17 protein-coding genes, 2 pseudogenes and 1 riboswitch are annotated in these 14,262 nt (G+C 66.5%); of the genes and pseudogenes, 12 read left to right on the forward strand and 7 right to left on the reverse strand.

Annotation, left to right across the window (positions count from 1 at the left end):
• The first annotated feature begins 29 nt into the window (after positions 1 to 29).
• The 5 genes from E3T29_RS08390 to E3T29_RS08410 all read left to right on the forward strand — a co-directional run bounded on the left by E3T29_RS08390 (position 30) and on the right by E3T29_RS08410 (position 2,530).
• A complete protein-coding gene (locus E3T29_RS08390; RefSeq protein ID WP_134345051.1) occupies positions 30 to 386 on the forward strand; it encodes a GntR family transcriptional regulator in 357 nt (118 codons plus the stop codon).
• Complete coding sequence (locus E3T29_RS08395) at positions 383 to 1,366, forward strand: hypothetical protein (RefSeq protein WP_134345052.1); 984 nt, start codon at positions 383 to 385, stop codon at positions 1,364 to 1,366. The genes E3T29_RS08390 and E3T29_RS08395 overlap by 4 nt, the downstream gene beginning before the upstream one ends.
• Before the next feature lie 172 nt (positions 1,367 to 1,538).
• Entirely contained in the window at positions 1,539 to 1,895 is a 357-nt protein-coding gene (locus tag E3T29_RS08400; protein WP_134345053.1) for a DUF2834 domain-containing protein, read from the forward strand.
• Positions 1,896 to 1,962: 67 nt separating this feature from the next.
• Positions 1,963 to 2,214 (forward strand): hypothetical protein, encoded by a 252-nt coding sequence (locus E3T29_RS08405; protein WP_134345054.1) that lies wholly within the window; start codon positions 1,963 to 1,965, stop codon positions 2,212 to 2,214.
• Entirely contained in the window at positions 2,204 to 2,530 is a 327-nt protein-coding gene (locus E3T29_RS08410; RefSeq protein ID WP_166789825.1) for a transcriptional regulator, read from the forward strand. The genes E3T29_RS08405 and E3T29_RS08410 overlap by 11 nt, the downstream gene beginning before the upstream one ends.
• A gap of 67 nt (positions 2,531 to 2,597) precedes the next feature.
• On the opposite strand, the gene E3T29_RS20470 is transcribed toward E3T29_RS08410, so the two are convergent.
• Complete coding sequence (locus tag E3T29_RS20470; RefSeq protein WP_255575170.1) at positions 2,598 to 2,729, reverse strand: hypothetical protein; 132 nt, start codon at positions 2,727 to 2,729, stop codon at positions 2,598 to 2,600.
• A gap of 16 nt (positions 2,730 to 2,745) precedes the next feature.
• Between E3T29_RS20470 and E3T29_RS20195 the strand changes: the two are divergent.
• Positions 2,746 to 3,033, forward strand: a pseudogene (locus tag E3T29_RS20195) (DUF4097 family beta strand repeat-containing protein); the annotation flags it as partial.
• A gap of 6 nt (positions 3,034 to 3,039) precedes the next feature.
• Here E3T29_RS20195 and E3T29_RS20200 read toward each other — a convergent pair.
• Complete coding sequence (locus tag E3T29_RS20200; protein WP_241987735.1) at positions 3,040 to 3,303, reverse strand: hypothetical protein; 264 nt, start codon at positions 3,301 to 3,303, stop codon at positions 3,040 to 3,042.
• 20 nt (positions 3,304 to 3,323) lie between these two features.
• On the opposite strand from E3T29_RS20200, the gene E3T29_RS20205 reads away from it, so the two are divergent.
• Together E3T29_RS20205 and thiD are read left to right on the forward strand one after the other, a co-directional pair.
• A complete protein-coding gene (locus E3T29_RS20205; RefSeq protein ID WP_134345056.1) occupies positions 3,324 to 3,572 on the forward strand; it encodes an ABC transporter permease in 249 nt (82 codons plus the stop codon).
• 75 nt (positions 3,573 to 3,647) lie between these two features.
• Positions 3,648 to 3,747: riboswitch (TPP riboswitch) on the forward strand.
• Positions 3,730 to 4,572, forward strand: a pseudogene (thiD, locus tag E3T29_RS08430) (bifunctional hydroxymethylpyrimidine kinase/phosphomethylpyrimidine kinase); the annotation flags it as partial. It overlaps the preceding riboswitch by 18 nt.
• A gap of 65 nt (positions 4,573 to 4,637) precedes the next feature.
• Here the strand turns inward: thiD and thiE are convergent.
• Positions 4,638 to 5,282, reverse strand: coding sequence for a thiamine phosphate synthase (thiE, locus tag E3T29_RS08435; protein WP_194088291.1), 645 nt, complete (start codon positions 5,280 to 5,282; stop codon positions 4,638 to 4,640).
• Positions 5,283 to 5,325: 43 nt separating this feature from the next.
• On the opposite strand from thiE, the gene thiO reads away from it, so the two are divergent.
• From thiO to moeB, 4 genes are read left to right on the forward strand one after another with little or no spacing between them, the layout of a single operon-like run.
• Positions 5,326 to 6,540, forward strand: a complete 1,215-nt coding sequence (thiO, locus tag E3T29_RS08440; RefSeq protein ID WP_134345059.1) for a glycine oxidase ThiO — start codon at positions 5,326 to 5,328, stop codon at positions 6,538 to 6,540.
• The gene (gene thiS / locus E3T29_RS08445) at positions 6,537 to 6,779 is read left to right on the forward strand and encodes a sulfur carrier protein ThiS (RefSeq protein ID WP_092340449.1); all 243 of its coding nucleotides are present in this window, start codon (positions 6,537 to 6,539) and stop codon (positions 6,777 to 6,779) included. Before thiO ends, thiS begins: the two co-directional genes overlap by 4 nt.
• Positions 6,776 to 7,561 (forward strand): thiazole synthase, encoded by a 786-nt coding sequence (locus tag E3T29_RS08450; RefSeq protein ID WP_134345060.1) that lies wholly within the window; start codon positions 6,776 to 6,778, stop codon positions 7,559 to 7,561. Before thiS ends, E3T29_RS08450 begins: the two co-directional genes overlap by 4 nt.
• Positions 7,558 to 8,706: a molybdopterin-synthase adenylyltransferase MoeB gene (gene moeB / locus E3T29_RS08455; RefSeq protein WP_134345061.1), complete on the forward strand. Its 1,149-nt coding sequence runs from the start codon at positions 7,558 to 7,560 to the stop codon at positions 8,704 to 8,706. Before E3T29_RS08450 ends, moeB begins: the two co-directional genes overlap by 4 nt.
• Positions 8,707 to 8,789: 83 nt before the next feature.
• On the opposite strand, the gene E3T29_RS08460 is transcribed toward moeB, so the two are convergent.
• The 4 genes from E3T29_RS08460 to E3T29_RS08475 all read right to left on the reverse strand — a co-directional run bounded on the left by E3T29_RS08460 (position 8,790) and on the right by E3T29_RS08475 (position 14,152).
• Positions 8,790 to 10,262, reverse strand: a complete 1,473-nt coding sequence (locus E3T29_RS08460; RefSeq protein ID WP_370449136.1) for an amidase — start codon at positions 10,260 to 10,262, stop codon at positions 8,790 to 8,792.
• A gap of 11 nt (positions 10,263 to 10,273) precedes the next feature.
• A complete protein-coding gene (locus E3T29_RS08465) occupies positions 10,274 to 11,563 on the reverse strand; it encodes a M20 family metallo-hydrolase (RefSeq protein WP_134345062.1) in 1,290 nt (429 codons plus the stop codon).
• 50 nt (positions 11,564 to 11,613) lie between these two features.
• On the reverse strand, positions 11,614 to 12,945 hold the full coding sequence (locus E3T29_RS08470; protein WP_134345063.1) for an MFS transporter: 1,332 nt from the start codon (positions 12,943 to 12,945) through the stop codon (positions 11,614 to 11,616).
• Positions 12,946 to 13,237: 292 nt separating this feature from the next.
• Entirely contained in the window at positions 13,238 to 14,152 is a 915-nt protein-coding gene (locus E3T29_RS08475) for a LysR family transcriptional regulator (protein WP_134345064.1), read from the reverse strand.
• Between the last annotated feature and the right edge of the window lie 110 nt (positions 14,153 to 14,262).

Genomic DNA, 14,262 nt, shown 5'->3' on the forward strand with positions numbered 1-14,262 from the left:
GAGTCGATTGTTCTAGTAGCCTTGCAAACATGTTGTTCGTGGTGGATGCGGCTTTGACGGTGTCGCTGGCCGCGCAGATCGCCGTGCAGGTGCGTTCCGGGGTCGTGAACGGTGCGCTAAGACCCGGCGACCGGCTGCCGCCTGCACGTGATCTGGCAAAGTCTCTGCGAGTGAACATGCACACGGTATTGCGCGCCTACGCGCAACTGCGGGACGACGATGTGATTGAGATGCGTCAGGGGTGCGGGGCGTTCGTGCGCCAGGACGCTGGCGCTGGACTTATTCGGGTGACCGAGTTGGCCTCCGAATTGATGCGCGAGGCGCGCAAGTTGGGGCTGACGCAGCCAGAGATTTTGCGATTGATCCAGAGGGGTGGAACGACATGAGTGACAAGAATTTGAGTGGTGAGATGACCCGGAGAAGCCTGGCCGGGGCATCCCTGTGCGTGCCGGTGCTGGTGGTGATCATCTCGTGGCTGGCGTGGCGGGACGCCCTTCCGGCCGAGCTCGCCTCGCATTGGTCGGGTTCGGGACCGGCTGACGACGCGATGGCCATTGGGGCCTTGCTCGCCCTGAACCTCGCAATGACGGGCGTGCCAGCCGTTGCCGGATTCGCGGTAAGTTTTTGGCCCGGAATCAGCAGGCGGGCCAGGCGCGGTTCCTACTTCTTTTTAGGAGTGTTTGGCGGGATGGGCGCCGCCGCGTGGTTGCTCTCCGCTGGATTGACTATGCAGGTCGGCGACCCGTATGAGGTTGTACTCGGGCCGTGGGTCATCGTATCCATCGTCGCGGCAGCATATGGGCTCATCCCATTTGCAATCTCGCCCAAGCCGCGTATCGAGGCGACGGACGTCGAGAAGCGATTCGAATTCGCGCCCAGTGAGACGGGCGCCTGGTCCCAAACGATCACGGGAAACATGTTCCTTTGGGTGGCGATTGGACTGATCGTTCTCGGCTCCGTGATCTATGCACCAGCGGTCATCGACGGGCGCGCCTCCGACCAGATCGTCGGCATAGCAGTCATGGCTGCAGCCATTGTGCTGGTTGCCTCGTTCGTTCGTCTGCGCGTGACCGCCGATTGGCGCGGCCTGCGGGTGGTCTCGGCGCTATTTCGGATTCCGCTGAAACGCATCCGCTTAGACGCCATTGACGTTGTCGAGGCCGCCGAACTTCGACCAGCCGAGTGGGGCGGGTGGGGCTACCGAATCATGCCCGGACGATCCGCTGTCATTCTGAGGAAGGGACCAGGGCTGATTGTGACGACCAGGAACGAAAAGCAGTTCGCGATCAGTCTTGACGATCCCGAAACGCCGGCAGCTCTCCTGGCCACTCTTCGAGACGGCCAGCCCGTGGCGCCAGAGGCGTAGCGATTTGGAGATTATCGATGGTTGCGGCCACGGAATCCCGCTGCAACGCCCCGACTGGTTCAACGGCCGCGTTGCCGCCTGGCTCGCCCAGCGATAAGCCAAACCCGGCGCTAGTCCGATTCTGCGTGGGCCGGCGACTTCGACGCCAATGATTGGCGAGCATAATGTCGGCATGACCAAACACTGGACCCCGCTCGCTTTCGTCTACCTGGCGCTCGGCCTAGCCGGGCTCGCCGGCACCTGGACCTACAACGTGGTCGCGATCATTCAGCTGCGCGACTTCGTTGGCGACTGGGTGAACAGCGGGCCGGCGGTGTCGTCACTCACCGTCGACCTGCTCATCGCCGCGGTGGCTGGCAGTATCCTGATCATCGTTGAGGCGCGACGCCTCGGCATGAAGCGGGGCTGGCTCTACGTCGTTCTCTCGGGTCTAACGGCCTTCGCCTTCACCTTTCCGCTGTTCCTCGCGATGCGCGAGCGCACCCTGACGGCGGCGCGTACGCCAGCGGCGCGACCACCCTTGACCTGAACGAGACGACCGCGCGAACCCTGGTCGGGCCAGCCCGCAGTCCGATTTTTGCTTAACGACACGGCAAGTGATTGACTTACCGGCATGGAATCTGAAAGCGCACCCACGGATTCCCGGCCCGGCCGGCCCGCTGAGCCTGATGATTCTCATTGTGCTGAGCGTCGTCATGCTCGGAGCATTCGTGCTCTCGATCGTGTTCGAGGTCACTGACCAGCGCGCCTGGATTGTCCTGACCACTGCGGTCGTCTTCGTCATGGCCCTCGTCAGCTCAGCACTCTATGACCTCGCGAACGCCCGGGAACTGCTCCGTGGCTGCTGACTCCCGATTCGACGACGCAATCCACGCGCCAACCCGTCTGCGGTTGTGCGCGCTGCTTCGGGCGACCGGCGCCGCGGAATTCACCACTATCGCCGCCACATTGGAACTGACCGAGGCGACGCTCTCGAAGACCATCCGCAACCTGATCGAGCTCGACTACGTCGTGACCGTGAAACAAGCCTCGCCAGCACGAGCGGATGCCCGCCGCACCACCAGCGTGGCCCTCACCCGGCGCGGCCGCGCGGCCATCGACGGCCATCTGGCGGCGCTCCGCGAGCTGTCGGCCGAAGCCCCGACCAGCATGACATTATTATGACTAACCGCCGTGGTATCACCATGGTGATATGGAACTCGGACAGTACGTCAACGACCTGCAGCACCAGCTAGCGGATGCCGCCGACAACGGCAGCGCAGATACGCGCGCTGCGGCCGAGCGACTTGCTGCCGAGCGGGTCGCGGCTCACCGCCGAGGTCTCGGTGGGCGGGGTCCGAACGGTCGGCCGACTCGGGGCCACCCGCCTCAAAGCCTCGATGGGTCCGGTCGATCTCGGTACCACCGGCGACCTGTCCCTGCGCGCCGGACACGGCAACGCAACGGTGCGCACAATTCAGGGTGCGGCCGACATCACCGCCGACCACGGCCAGATCCGGGTCGGAACGGTCTCCGGCGACGCCGTACTCAAAGCGTCCCACGGCAGCGCGCAGATCGATGAAGTCGGCGGTGACCTCGACGCGAAACTGTCCTACGGCGACCTGGAAATCACGCGAGTGCAGGCATCCGTTTCGGCAAAGACCGCATACGGGAGCATCCCGCTGCGGGAGGTTTCATGCGGTTCCGTGCAGGTCGAGAGCGGATTCGGCCAGGTCACCATCGGCGTCAAGCCGGGCGTGCCGGCCTGGCTCGACCTGTCGTCGAAAGATGGCCACGTGCGCAATGAGCTCGTCGGCGAGAGCGCTCCGGAGGCATCGGAGCAGGCCGTTACGGTGTGGGCCCGTACCCAATGGGGAAATATCAACATTCGACGTGCGCGACCAGGACGGCGTGCGCGCCGTCATCGGCCGCACCGGCCAGTTTTCGGCGGTCGACAAACTCCTGAACGGCGAGCAATATGCCCCTCGTTCTCACCGTGCTGCCGCTCTTCGGCAGCGGCTTCGTGCCGACCGACTCGATGCCGGTGTGGCTGCAGTGGTTCGCACAGTACCAGCCCTTCACTCCGTTCATCGAGACAACTCGCGGGCTGCTGCTCGGCACCCCACTCGGCTGGAACCCCGTGTTCGCCATCGGGTGGTGCGTCGTGATCGTGGCCGTTAGTTACGTCTGGTCACGGGCGCTCTACGAGCGCAAGTCGGTGCACTAGATCCGTGTCACCAGGGCGGGCGGTTGCGGCCGCCCGACCCCTTGTGTGCTGACGGCCGGCGCGCGTATAGGCTGGAGTCTTGACACGGGGTGCCGCACAGACTGTGCGTGCTGAGATCAATACCCGTTGAACCTGTCTAGTTAGTACTAGCGAAGGAATGTCACGGATGATCGATCGAACCCAGCCTGCCCTGCGGCAGATTCCCCGAGTCCTCAGTATCGCGGGTACCGATCCGACCGGCGGTGCCGGCATCCAGGCCGACCTCAAGAGCATCGCGGCCAACGGCGGCTACGGCATGGCTGTGGTGAGTGCACTGGTGGCGCAGAATACGCGCGGGGTGCGTTCGGTTCACATCCCGCCGATCGATTTTCTGCGCGAGCAATTGAACGCTGTCAGTGACGATGTGACCATCGACGCCGTGAAGATCGGCATGCTTGCGCAGCTCGATGTGATCACCGAGGTGCGCGACTGGCTCTTCCGGTGCCGTCCGCCGCTGGTCGTACTCGACCCGGTGATGGTGGCAACGAGCGGCGACCGCCTGCTCGACCCGGCAGCCGAGCAGGCGCTGCGCGACCTGATTTGCCACGTTGACCTGGTCACGCCCAACGTTCCCGAGCTGGCCGTTCTGCTCGCTGAGCCGCCGGCCGCCAACTGGGCGGAGGCCCTCGCGCAGGGCAAACGATTGTCGGACAGCACGGGTGCTACCGTACTGGTCAAGGGCGGCCATCTCAACGAAACGAGCTGCCCAGATGCCCTGGTCAACACCCACGGGCTGCTTGCCCAGTGCGTGGTCGAGGTCGCCCTGCCGCGCATCCGCACCACAAACACCCACGGCACCGGATGCTCACTCTCCTCGGCGATGGCCACGGTGCAGGCCAGAACCGGTAACTGGGCGAAGTCCCTGGCCGAAGTGAAAGACTGGCTCCACGACGCCCTGGCCCACGCCGACGAGCTCGAGGTCGGGCAGGGAAACGGGCCGATCCACCACTTTCATCGACTTTTCGACCGTGCGAATTCTGCCCTGATTGCGGGCATGAGATGAACGGGGCGACGACGTGGGCGCGACTAGCCGAGCGGCGGGAGGCTGGCGAGAAGCCGCTCGGCGGCATCCGTCGGGTCATCGGCGTCGGTGATCGCGCGCACCACGACCACCCGGGTGGCGCCGGCTTCGACCACCTGGTCGATGGTGCCGAGGTCGATCCCGCCGATCGCAAACCACGGGCGAAGGCTGCCAGCGGATGCGCTCTGCTCGGCCGCATAGCGCAACAGACCGGTTCCGACCGCTGCCCGACCGGGTTTGGTGGGCGTGGCCCAGACCGGGCCGACGCAAAAATAATCCAGACGGTCAGTTACGAGAGCGGCATCCACTTGTCCGGTGGTATGGGTCGACAAGCCGATGCGGGCCGCGTCGCCGAGCAGCGTGCGGGCGGCGGGCAGCGGCAGGTCCGTCTGGCCGACATGAAAAACCGGCGCTCCAGCGAGAACGGCGATATCCGCGCGGTCGTTGACCGCCCAGAGCCGGGCGTGTCGGTCGGCGACCGAACGCAGAATCTCGAGATAGTCGAGCTCCTCGGCGGCATCGATGGTCTTGTCCCGCAGTTGGATGATGTCGACCCCGCCGGCGAACGCGGCCGTCACGAAGTCGGCGAAATCGCCGCGCTCCGTACGGGCATCGGTGCAGAGATACAGCCGGGCGGTGATCGGGTCCATGCGACCAACCCTAAAGGGCTTCGGCCCGGCCTCGGTGCACACGATGAGTGAGCGGCGCGCACAGCGTACGGTCGACGTAGCCGTCATCGGCGGCGGCGTGATCGGGCTCGGCATCGCCTGGGCTGTAGCGCAGTCCGGCCGCACGGTGGCCGTCATCGACCCGGATCCGGCCGGTGGTGCCACTTTTGCTGCGGCCGGAATGCTCGCCGCGGTCAGCGAACTGCACTACCAGGAGGAGGCGTTGCTCGAGCTCATGCTCGCCTCCTCGAACCTGTATCCCGGCTTCATCGACTCGCTCGCGCCCGACAGCTACCTGACCGGTTACCAGCGTACGAGAACCCTGAATGTGGGCGCAGACGCGGCCGACCGGCAGGCGCTCGCCGACCTGCACGGCGTGCAGGTAGTCAACGGACTGGGCGTCGAGGCCATCACCGTTCGCGCAGCGCGGGTGCTCGAACCGTTGCTCAGCCCCCAGATTTCTGGCGCCTTTGTGGTGGAGCAAGACCATCAGGTCGACCCGCGCCGGCTCACCGAGTGCATCCAGTTGGAGCTCGCGCGCCACGGCCAGGACGCCGTCATACGCGTGCAGGCCAGCGGGTTGCTGCACGAGAATTCAGCGGATGCCTCCTCCCGCGTCACCGGCGTCGCCCTTTTCGACGGCTCAACGGTCACAGCCACCGAGGTGGTCGTGGCCAACGGGCTCGGAGCGGCAGCACTGGGCGGGCTGCCCGAACACCTCAACCTGCCGCTTCGCCCGGTCTACGGGGACATCCTTCGGCTGCGGGTGCCCGAGCACCTGCAACCCCTGCTCACCTGCACCGTTCGCGGACTGGTGCACGGTGTGCCGGTATATCTGGTTCCGCGCACCGATGGAACGCTCGTGATCGGAGCCACCCAGCGCGAAGACGGCTCGGGCGTGGTGTCGGCCGGCGGCGTCTATCAGCTGCTGCGAGACGCCCAGGTGCTGCTGCCCGCGGTCAGTGAACTCGAACTGATCGAAACGACCGCCCGCGCCAGGCCCGGAACCCCCGACAACGCGCCGTTCCTCGGTCGCGTCGGGGGCGCTGACGGTGACATTTCCGGCCTCATTGTCGCCACCGGATTCTTCCGCCACGGCGTACTGCTCACCCCGGTCGCCGCCGAGCACTGTCTCCAGCTCATCGAGGGAATCGCCGACGATCGGTGGCGGGCCTTTCGACCGGACCGATTTTCGAGCCGCGCTCCCGCATCCGTTTCACTGAAAGGAGGCCACTCGTGACCGTAACCATCGCCGTGAACGGCCAGCAACGATCTGTTCAACCGGGCAGCACCGTGACCGACCTCGTGGCCGAGATCACCGGCCGGGCCATCGCGACCGACGGCCATGCAGTCGACGGAAGCCGCGTCGGGGTGGCCGTGGCCCGCAACGCCGCGGTCGTTTCGCGCAGCCTCTGGTGGTCGACCGCGGTGACAGCGGGCGATGAGATCGAAATCGTGACCGCGGTGCAGGGAGGATGACCGTGCCGACGACCCCGGACAGCCTCGTCATTGACGGCGTTGAGCTGACCTCACGCTTGATCATGGGCACCGGGGGAGCCCCGAGCGTCGATGGTCTCGGGGCTGCACTGCGTTCCTCCGGAACCGAACTGACCACCGTCGCAATGCGGCGCCACAGTGTGGCCGCCACCGGTTCGTTGTTCGAGCTGCTGGTGGAGAATTCCATCCGCGTGCTGCCCAACACGGCCGGCTGTTTCACCGCTCGCGAGGCCGTGCTCACCGCCGAGCTGGCGCGGGAGGCGCTTGCGACCGACTGGATCAAGCTCGAGGTCATCGCCGACGAGCAGACCCTGCTGCCGGATGCGGTCGAGCTGGTCGAGGCCACCGAACAGCTCGTCGCGCGGGGCTTCACGGTGTTCGCCTACACGAATGACGACCCCGTGCTCGCGTTGCGGCTCGAACACCTGGGCGCTGCGGCCGTGATGCCGCTCGGGGCGCCGATCGGCACAGGCCTCGGCATTCTCAACCCGCACAATATCGAGCTGATCGTGGCCCGCGCCGGCGTTCCGGTGGTGCTGGACGCCGGAATCGGCACCGCCTCTGACGCGGCCCTCGCGATGGAGCTGGGCTGCGATGCCGTGCTGCTGGCCACCGCGGTCACGCGCGCACAGAACCCAGTTCTCATGGCTGACGCCTTCCGGCACGCTGTGATCGCTGGCCGTCGTGCCTCCTTGGCCGGCCGCATCCCGCGGCGTGAGCTGGCCCTGGCGTCGTCACCGATGGCCGGGCGGCCCGACCTGTGACGCTCGTTCTCGCGCCACTCGTCGAACCCGGCGCGGCCCTCACGGCGGCCGAGCGCGAGCGGTACTCGCGCCACATTCTGCTGCCCGAGATCGGCCCGCTCAACCAGCGGCGGCTGAAAAATGCGCGCGTACTCGTGATCGGCGCCGGCGGTCTCGGCTCGCCGGTGCTGCTCTACCTCGCGGCCGCCGGGGTCGGCACGCTCGGCATCGTCGACCACGACACGGTGGATCTCAGCAACCTGCAACGCCAGATCATCCACGGCACCTCGGGCCTCGGCCGCTCGAAACTGGCGTCCGCCGCGGCGGCCGTCGCCGAGCTGAATCCGCTCGTCACCGTGCACCAACACGATGTCTGGCTGTCGTCGGCGAACGCCCTCGACCTGTTCGCCCAGTACGACCTGATCATTGACGGCGCCGACACCTTCGCCACCCGCTACCTGGTGAGTGATGCCGCCGCGCTGCTCGACAAACCGTGTGTCTGGGGGTCCATTCTGCGCTTCGACGGGCAGGTCAGCGTGTTCTGGAACACGCACGGCCCGACCTACCGCGACCTGTATCCGGAAGCCCCGCCGGCCGGCTCGGTGCCGAGCTGCAGCGAGGGCGGCGTATTCGGAATGCTGTGCGGAACCATCGGCGCCACGATGGTCGCCGAAGCGGTGAAACTGATCACCGGGGTGGGTCGCACGCTGCTCGGCCGGGTCGTGCTCTTCAACGCCCTCGACGCGACCTGGCGCGAAATCAGCATCGCACGCGACCCGGCCACCGCAGCGGTCACCGAGCTGATCGACTATGACCTGTTCTGCGGAACATCCACCACGGATGCGATTTCGGTGCAGCAACTAGCCACCCTGCTCGCTGCCCGGGCGCGCAGCGAGCTCGACTTCGACCTCATCGATGTTCGGGAACCGGAAGAGTACGACACCGTGCACATCGATGGCGCGCTGCTCGTGCCGCAAGGCGGCATCCTCTCGGGGGAGGTCGTTCTCGCCCGCGACCGTGACATCATCGTGCACTGCAAGGCCGGGCCGCGTTCTGCTGCTGTCCTGGCTGAGCTACAGCGCCGCGGCTATGAGAATGTGCGCCAGGTCGAGGGTGGCATTCTGGCCTGGGTGAAGCAGATCGAGCCCGCGCTGCCGACCTACTGAGCGAGCCGGGCCTCGCGGCACGTGTTTGAGAACGTGGCACTGGTTTGAACCGGGGCCGTCTTCTCAAATACGTGCCACGAGCGTCAGTCGCCGATCAGTGCGTAGCGATGCGCCCACGGGCGCACCTGTTCGACGGCGGCGCCGACGCGAAAGACCGTGCCGTCATCAAACGGATGCCCGACGATCTGCACCCCGGTGGGGATGCCGCAGTCGGCCAGGCCGCTCGGCACCGCGAGCACCGGGCACCGGTTCGCGATATTGAACGGCACCGTCATGTGGCCCTGCCAGTAGTGTTCAAGGCGCTCGCCGCCGGCCGTGATGCCGTCAAGATAATGACCCTCGGCCGTGAGCGCGGCGACGGCCGAGGTCGGGCAGATCAGGGCGTCGAACCCGGTCATCGCCGCGGCGAGTTCGCCCTGCATGCGGGTTTCAGCGGAGAGACCGTCAAGAAAGCGGGTATCGGCGGCCGCAGCCCGGGCATCCGTCATGAACTGCACCGTGTAGGCGGCGAGAGCTCTATCGGCGCCACGGGTCTCGTCCTCCATCGCTGGGCCCAGAATATGCCCGAAGTGGGTGAATGATACTCGGTGAATTTCGGCCGTGGTCCAGGGCAGTTCGACCTCGTCGACGATCGCGCCGGCGCTCTGCAAGGCCGCAGCCACGGCGCGGGTGTTGGCCTCCACGTCGGGATCGACCAGGTAGTCGCCGAGACGAATGCACAGGGCGATGCGCAGGCCCGCGACCGCGGGCCACATCCCCGGCAGCGGCGCAGCGGCGGCGAGCGAGACATGGTCACCGGGGTGCTGGCCGGCCATCACGTTGGCGAGCAGGGCGGCATCCGCTACCGTGCGGGCCATCGGCCCGTCGCCGCGATAGTGGTCAGCCGACAGCGGCGCGACGCCCGGGATGCGACCGAAGGGTGCTTTGAACCCGACGGTGCCGGTGAAGGCCGCTGGCAGCCGGGTCGATCCGGCGATGTCCGAGGCGGTGGCGAGCGGCGCAAACCCTGCCGCGAGGGCGACGCCGGATCCGCCCGAGGAGCCGCCGGGAGAGAGATCGCGGTTGAACGGATTGCGCGTGACCCCCCAGAGCGGGGAGTGTGTCACCGTGGCGCAGCAGAATTCAGGCGTCGTGGTGCGCGCATGCACGATGCCGCCGGCCGAGCGTATGCGGCTGATCACCGGATGATTCGCGCTCGCAACCACGTCACGCTGGGCGACGAGCCCGTTGCTCAGCACGTGCCCGGCGAGGGAATGCTTCTCCTTCGCCGCGACCGGCAGCCCGAGCAGCGGGGCGAGCTGACCGCCGGACCGGTACTGCCGCTCGGCGTCGCGGGCCGCGATTCGGGCCTCATCGGTCAGCTGTTCGGTGAGCGCGTTGACGCGCGGGTTGACCGCGTCGATACGCTGCAGCACGGCCTCGAGCAGCTCCACCGGTGACAGGTCGCGCGACCGGAACAGGCCGAGCGCCTCGGTTGCGCCCAGATAGGCCAGGTCGGTCATGCTGGTGGTGGTGGCGCTCGACTGGGTGGGAGCGGGTTCGGTGCGGCTGATCACGCCCGGCCCGACTACGCCCGGGCCGTAGAGGCCAGTGCGGGAGCCTCGGCCGGATCGACCAAAGCCCCGTCGACCAGTGCCCCGCTGACCAGAGCCGTGGTCACCTCGGTGAGCAGCGCGAGCCCGGCGACCATGTCGGCATCCGTGGTGAATTCACGTTCGCAGTGCGAGACACCGTCGACGCTCGGAATGAACAGCATGATCGAGGGCACAATGGTGTTCATCGCGACCGAGTCGTGGCCGGCCATGGTCTGGATTCGGCGGGTGGACAGCCCGGCGCGCGCGGCGGCCGCTTCGGCCAGCTGGAGGCCTCCTTCAGGAAAATACCTGATCGGACGAACATCGAAGTCGGTCACGTTGATCTTGATCTCGTGCTCGATCGCGAGCGCCGCGATCTTCTCGAGCAGGGTGGCGCGGGCCGCCTGCACGATCTGTGGGTCGCCGCTCCGCAGGTCGGCGACCAGGCGTACCCGGCGGGCGACCACGATGGGGGAGTTGGGTTCGAGGGTTAGCTGCCCGACGGACGACACGATGGCCTCGTCGGCGAAGTCGCTGGTGACCTCGCGCACCATGAGAATGATCTTCGCGGCGGCGACGAGGGCGTCGTGCCGGTCGGCCATGGCGGTCGCCCCGGTGTGGGACTGCTCTCCGAGCACCTCGATGTCGAGTTTCTGGGTGTACCAGCTGCGGTCGACGACGCCGATCGCGATCTGCTCGCGTTCCAGGATGCGACCCTGCTCGATGTGGATCTCGGCGTAGCTCACCGTGACCGGGCGCGGGTCGGTGCCGAGATAGCCGATTTCGGCCAGGGCGGCGCGGGCGGTCACGCCGGCCAGGTCGGTCACGTCGAGCATCTGCTCCTGGTCGAACAGGCCGACAAAGACGCTGCTGCCCATGACGCTCGGAGCGAAACGGCCGCCCTCTTCGTTGAACCAGTTCACGACGGCGAGGTTGAACGGCGGCACGGTACCGCTCGCCTGCACCAGCTCGTCGACGTTGCGGGCCGCGTGCAATGCGGCGAGCACGCCGTAAGCGCCATCGAAGCGCCCGCCGAGCGGCTGGCTGTCGAGGTGTGAACCGACGAGCACGTAGGGGGCGCCTGGCGTCCACTCGATCAGCCCGAACATGTTGCCGATGCCGTCAACGTGCAGGGTGTAGCCGGCGTCGGTGATCCAATTCGAAAACCAGGCGCGGCTCTGTGCGTCTTCGGCGGTGGCCGCCTGACGGTCGACGCCGTTGCGGGGCGTGGCCCCGATGGTGGCAACGTGGTGAAAGTCGGTCAGAAAGTCAGCAGATGACATATGGACTCCTTCTATTAGGCGAGTAATGCGTGAACGGATGCTGCAAACGCTCAGCCCAGACGCCCCCGCGTCTCGGGCACCTTGGTGAGGGTCACAAGCAGGAGCACGATCGCGGCCGCGCCGGCCATGTAGAAGCCCGGGGCGAACGAAACGCCCGAGCTGGCGACGAGGGCGGTGCCGACGAGCGGCGCGGTGCCGCCGAAGATGGCGTAGCCGAGGTTGTAGCTCACGGCAGCGCTCGTGAAGCGGGTTCTGGTCGTGAAGATCTCGACGAAGAAGGTGTAGCAGCCGCCGCCGTAGATGCACAGGGGGATCACGAACAGCATCTGGCCGAGCAGAGCGAGCGGCAGGCTGCCGCTCGTGACGAGCATGAAGCTCGGGATGGCCAGCACCGCGATCGCGGCCGACCCGGCGATGAGCATCGGCTTACGCCCGACCTTGTCGCCAATGTGCCCGCCGATTGGCAGCAGCACGGCGTACAGGGCGAGGGCGGCCGCGTTGGCCAGCAGGGACTGTTCGCGGCTGAGGTTTCCGGTGGTCTGGACGTATGCCACGAAGTAGGCCGAGAGAAAGTAGAAACCCATCGCGGTCAGGCCCATTACGAAGATGACCTGCACCATGCGCAGCTTGTTCTCTCGGAAGGTCTCCTTGACCGGGCTGAACTCCTTGGTCTTTGTTGCCTGGGCGTCGGTGAACGACTTGCTCTCGCTGGTCTTGCTGCGAATCCAGACGCCGAACAGGGCCAGGGGCAGGGCGATCAGGAACGGCAGGCGCCAACCCCAGGCGGTGAACGAGTCGTCGGACATACTCTGGCTGAGGATGAGGATCATCGTGCCGGCGAACACCGACGGCAGCGCGGTCGCCGCGATGGTGATGTTCAGCCAGAGACCGCGGCGGCCGATCGGGGCGTGTTCGAACACGAAGGAGGGAGCACCGACCGATTCGCCGCCGGCCGAGAAGCCCTGCACGAGGCGCAGGAGCAGCAGGAGCGCGGGGGCCCAGAAGCCGATCTGGTGAAAAGTGGGGAGCAACCCCATGCAGGCGGTCGCGGTGCCGATGGCGAGCAGGGTGATGGCGAGCACCTTGCGCCGCCCGATCTTGTCGCCGAGGGAGCCGAAGAACAAGCCGCCGAGCGGGCGCACGACAAACGCGACACCGAAGGTGGCGAAGGTGGCCAGCAGGGCGAGGATCGGGTCCGTGCTGGGAAAGAACAGCTGGGAGAAGATCACGGCCGTCAATCCGTACAGGGTGAAGTCGTAGAACTCGATGAATTGGCCGATGCTGCCGCCGAGTAGGACGCGTTTCTGCAGGCCGGTCAACTTCTTCGGGGGAGTGGTCTCGGCTGGCGGACTGATCGGGGCGATGGCTGCGGTCGTGGTCATGACACCCACCGTACGATCGCGATGATTCCGGCGCTCGCCGCTGCGTTTCTGGCCGGTGAACTCTTGGCGAGCCGTGTGTCGGTCATATTGCCGCGCATCCGCTGGTCTGTAACCGGGACGACACGTGAATTATCTGCTCGAACACTGATCCTCCTTGATCACTGCAGCCGGGATCCCGGTCAAAGACGAGCGCTGCCGGGAGTGCGCGGCCGATTGTGGTCAAGCTTGCGCGCTGCGAAACACCCGTGTCCAATTGATTCTCATGGCCGAGCGCATCGATTTTGGTGATGGGTCAGGGACGCGCCGCCCCATACAAGCGTCGGCAGATATCTTCGAAGGCCAGCGCTCGGCGGGTCGGTAGCGCGGTGCTCAGCCGCACGAGCATGACCTCGCTCGGCGGAAATTCGTCAACCAGGCGCAGGGGGACGACCCGACCGCCAGAATACGGCACGTCGTTGTAGACCCGCTGGTTGAGCAGGGCATAGCCGTGGCCCTGGGCCACGAACGACCGCACAGTTTCATAGCCGGCGAACCGGTGGCGCACGTTGGGTGCCACCCCGGCCAGGGCGAACAGACTCTCGTAGTACTCCCGGCTGTGCGGCAGGTCGAGCAGTATGAGCGGCTCTCCGGCAAGGTCGCGCAGGGCAACCTCCTGGCCGGGGATATTCGCGGCCCAGTGGCCCGCGGGAACAATAACGTGCGGAGGAACACGTTCGAGCACCTGGCTGGAAAACCCGGCGCCGAGTCCGTGCCCGTACATCAATGCGAGGTCGCATCGCCCCTCGCGGAGCGCCGTCTGCAGCGAGGCGAGGTCGGCCTCCAGAAAGGTCACGTCGACGCCGGGATGGGTGGCCTCGAACGCCTTGAGAATGGCCGGCAGCCGAAACGAAGCCAGCGGCGAGAACACCCCGACGGTCAGCTCGCCGATGAGCGTTTCGGCCGCTCCGTAGGCCGATTCAAACAGGGAATCGGCGTGGTCGAGGAACCCCTTCAGGTCGAGCGCGAACTTGCGCCCGGTCGGGGTGAGCCTGAGCCCCGTCGACGGGTTGCGCAGGAACAGTTGGGCGCCGAGGGTGCGCTCCAGCTGCGCCATCGCCGTGGAGACGGCGGACTGGCTCACCAGTAATCGGGCGGCGGCCTGGGTCATGCTCTGCAGCTCGGCCACGACGGCGAAGTACCGCAACTGGGTGAGGGTGAAGTGTCGCATCGGGCTCCAGACAGGGCGGCAGCCGGGAGCGAAAGCATCCAGCCCCGAGCGTGCGGATTGCTCAATGGTAACGACGAGAGTAATCGGGTGGCTGCTTTTGGTCGTGGTGG

It is taken from the genome of Cryobacterium sp. TMT1-66-1, from assembly GCF_004403435.1.
GTDB classification, from domain to species: Bacteria; Actinomycetota; Actinomycetes; order Actinomycetales; family Microbacteriaceae; genus Cryobacterium; species Cryobacterium flavum.

Coding starts and splice junctions, on each gene's coding strand:
- E3T29_RS08390 (WP_134345051.1), top strand. CDS start 30: ATGTTGTTCGTGGTGGATGCGGCTTTGACGGTGTCGCTGGCCGCGCAG.
- E3T29_RS08395 (WP_134345052.1), top strand. CDS start 383: ATGAGTGACAAGAATTTGAGTGGTGAGATGACCCGGAGAAGCCTGGCC.
- E3T29_RS08400 (WP_134345053.1), top strand. CDS start 1,539: ATGACCAAACACTGGACCCCGCTCGCTTTCGTCTACCTGGCGCTCGGC.
- E3T29_RS20205 (WP_134345056.1), top strand. CDS start 3,324: ATGCCCCTCGTTCTCACCGTGCTGCCGCTCTTCGGCAGCGGCTTCGTG.
- thiE (WP_194088291.1), bottom strand. CDS start 5,282: ATGGACCCGATCACCGCCCGGCTGTATCTCTGCACCGATGCCCGTACG.
- thiO (WP_134345059.1), top strand. CDS start 5,326: ATGAGTGAGCGGCGCGCACAGCGTACGGTCGACGTAGCCGTCATCGGC.
- E3T29_RS08450 (WP_134345060.1), top strand. CDS start 6,776: ATGACCGTGCCGACGACCCCGGACAGCCTCGTCATTGACGGCGTTGAG.
- E3T29_RS08465 (WP_134345062.1), bottom strand. CDS start 11,563: ATGTCATCTGCTGACTTTCTGACCGACTTTCACCACGTTGCCACCATC.
- E3T29_RS08470 (WP_134345063.1), bottom strand. CDS start 12,945: ATGACCACGACCGCAGCCATCGCCCCGATCAGTCCGCCAGCCGAGACC.
- E3T29_RS08475 (WP_134345064.1), bottom strand. CDS start 14,152: ATGCGACACTTCACCCTCACCCAGTTGCGGTACTTCGCCGTCGTGGCC.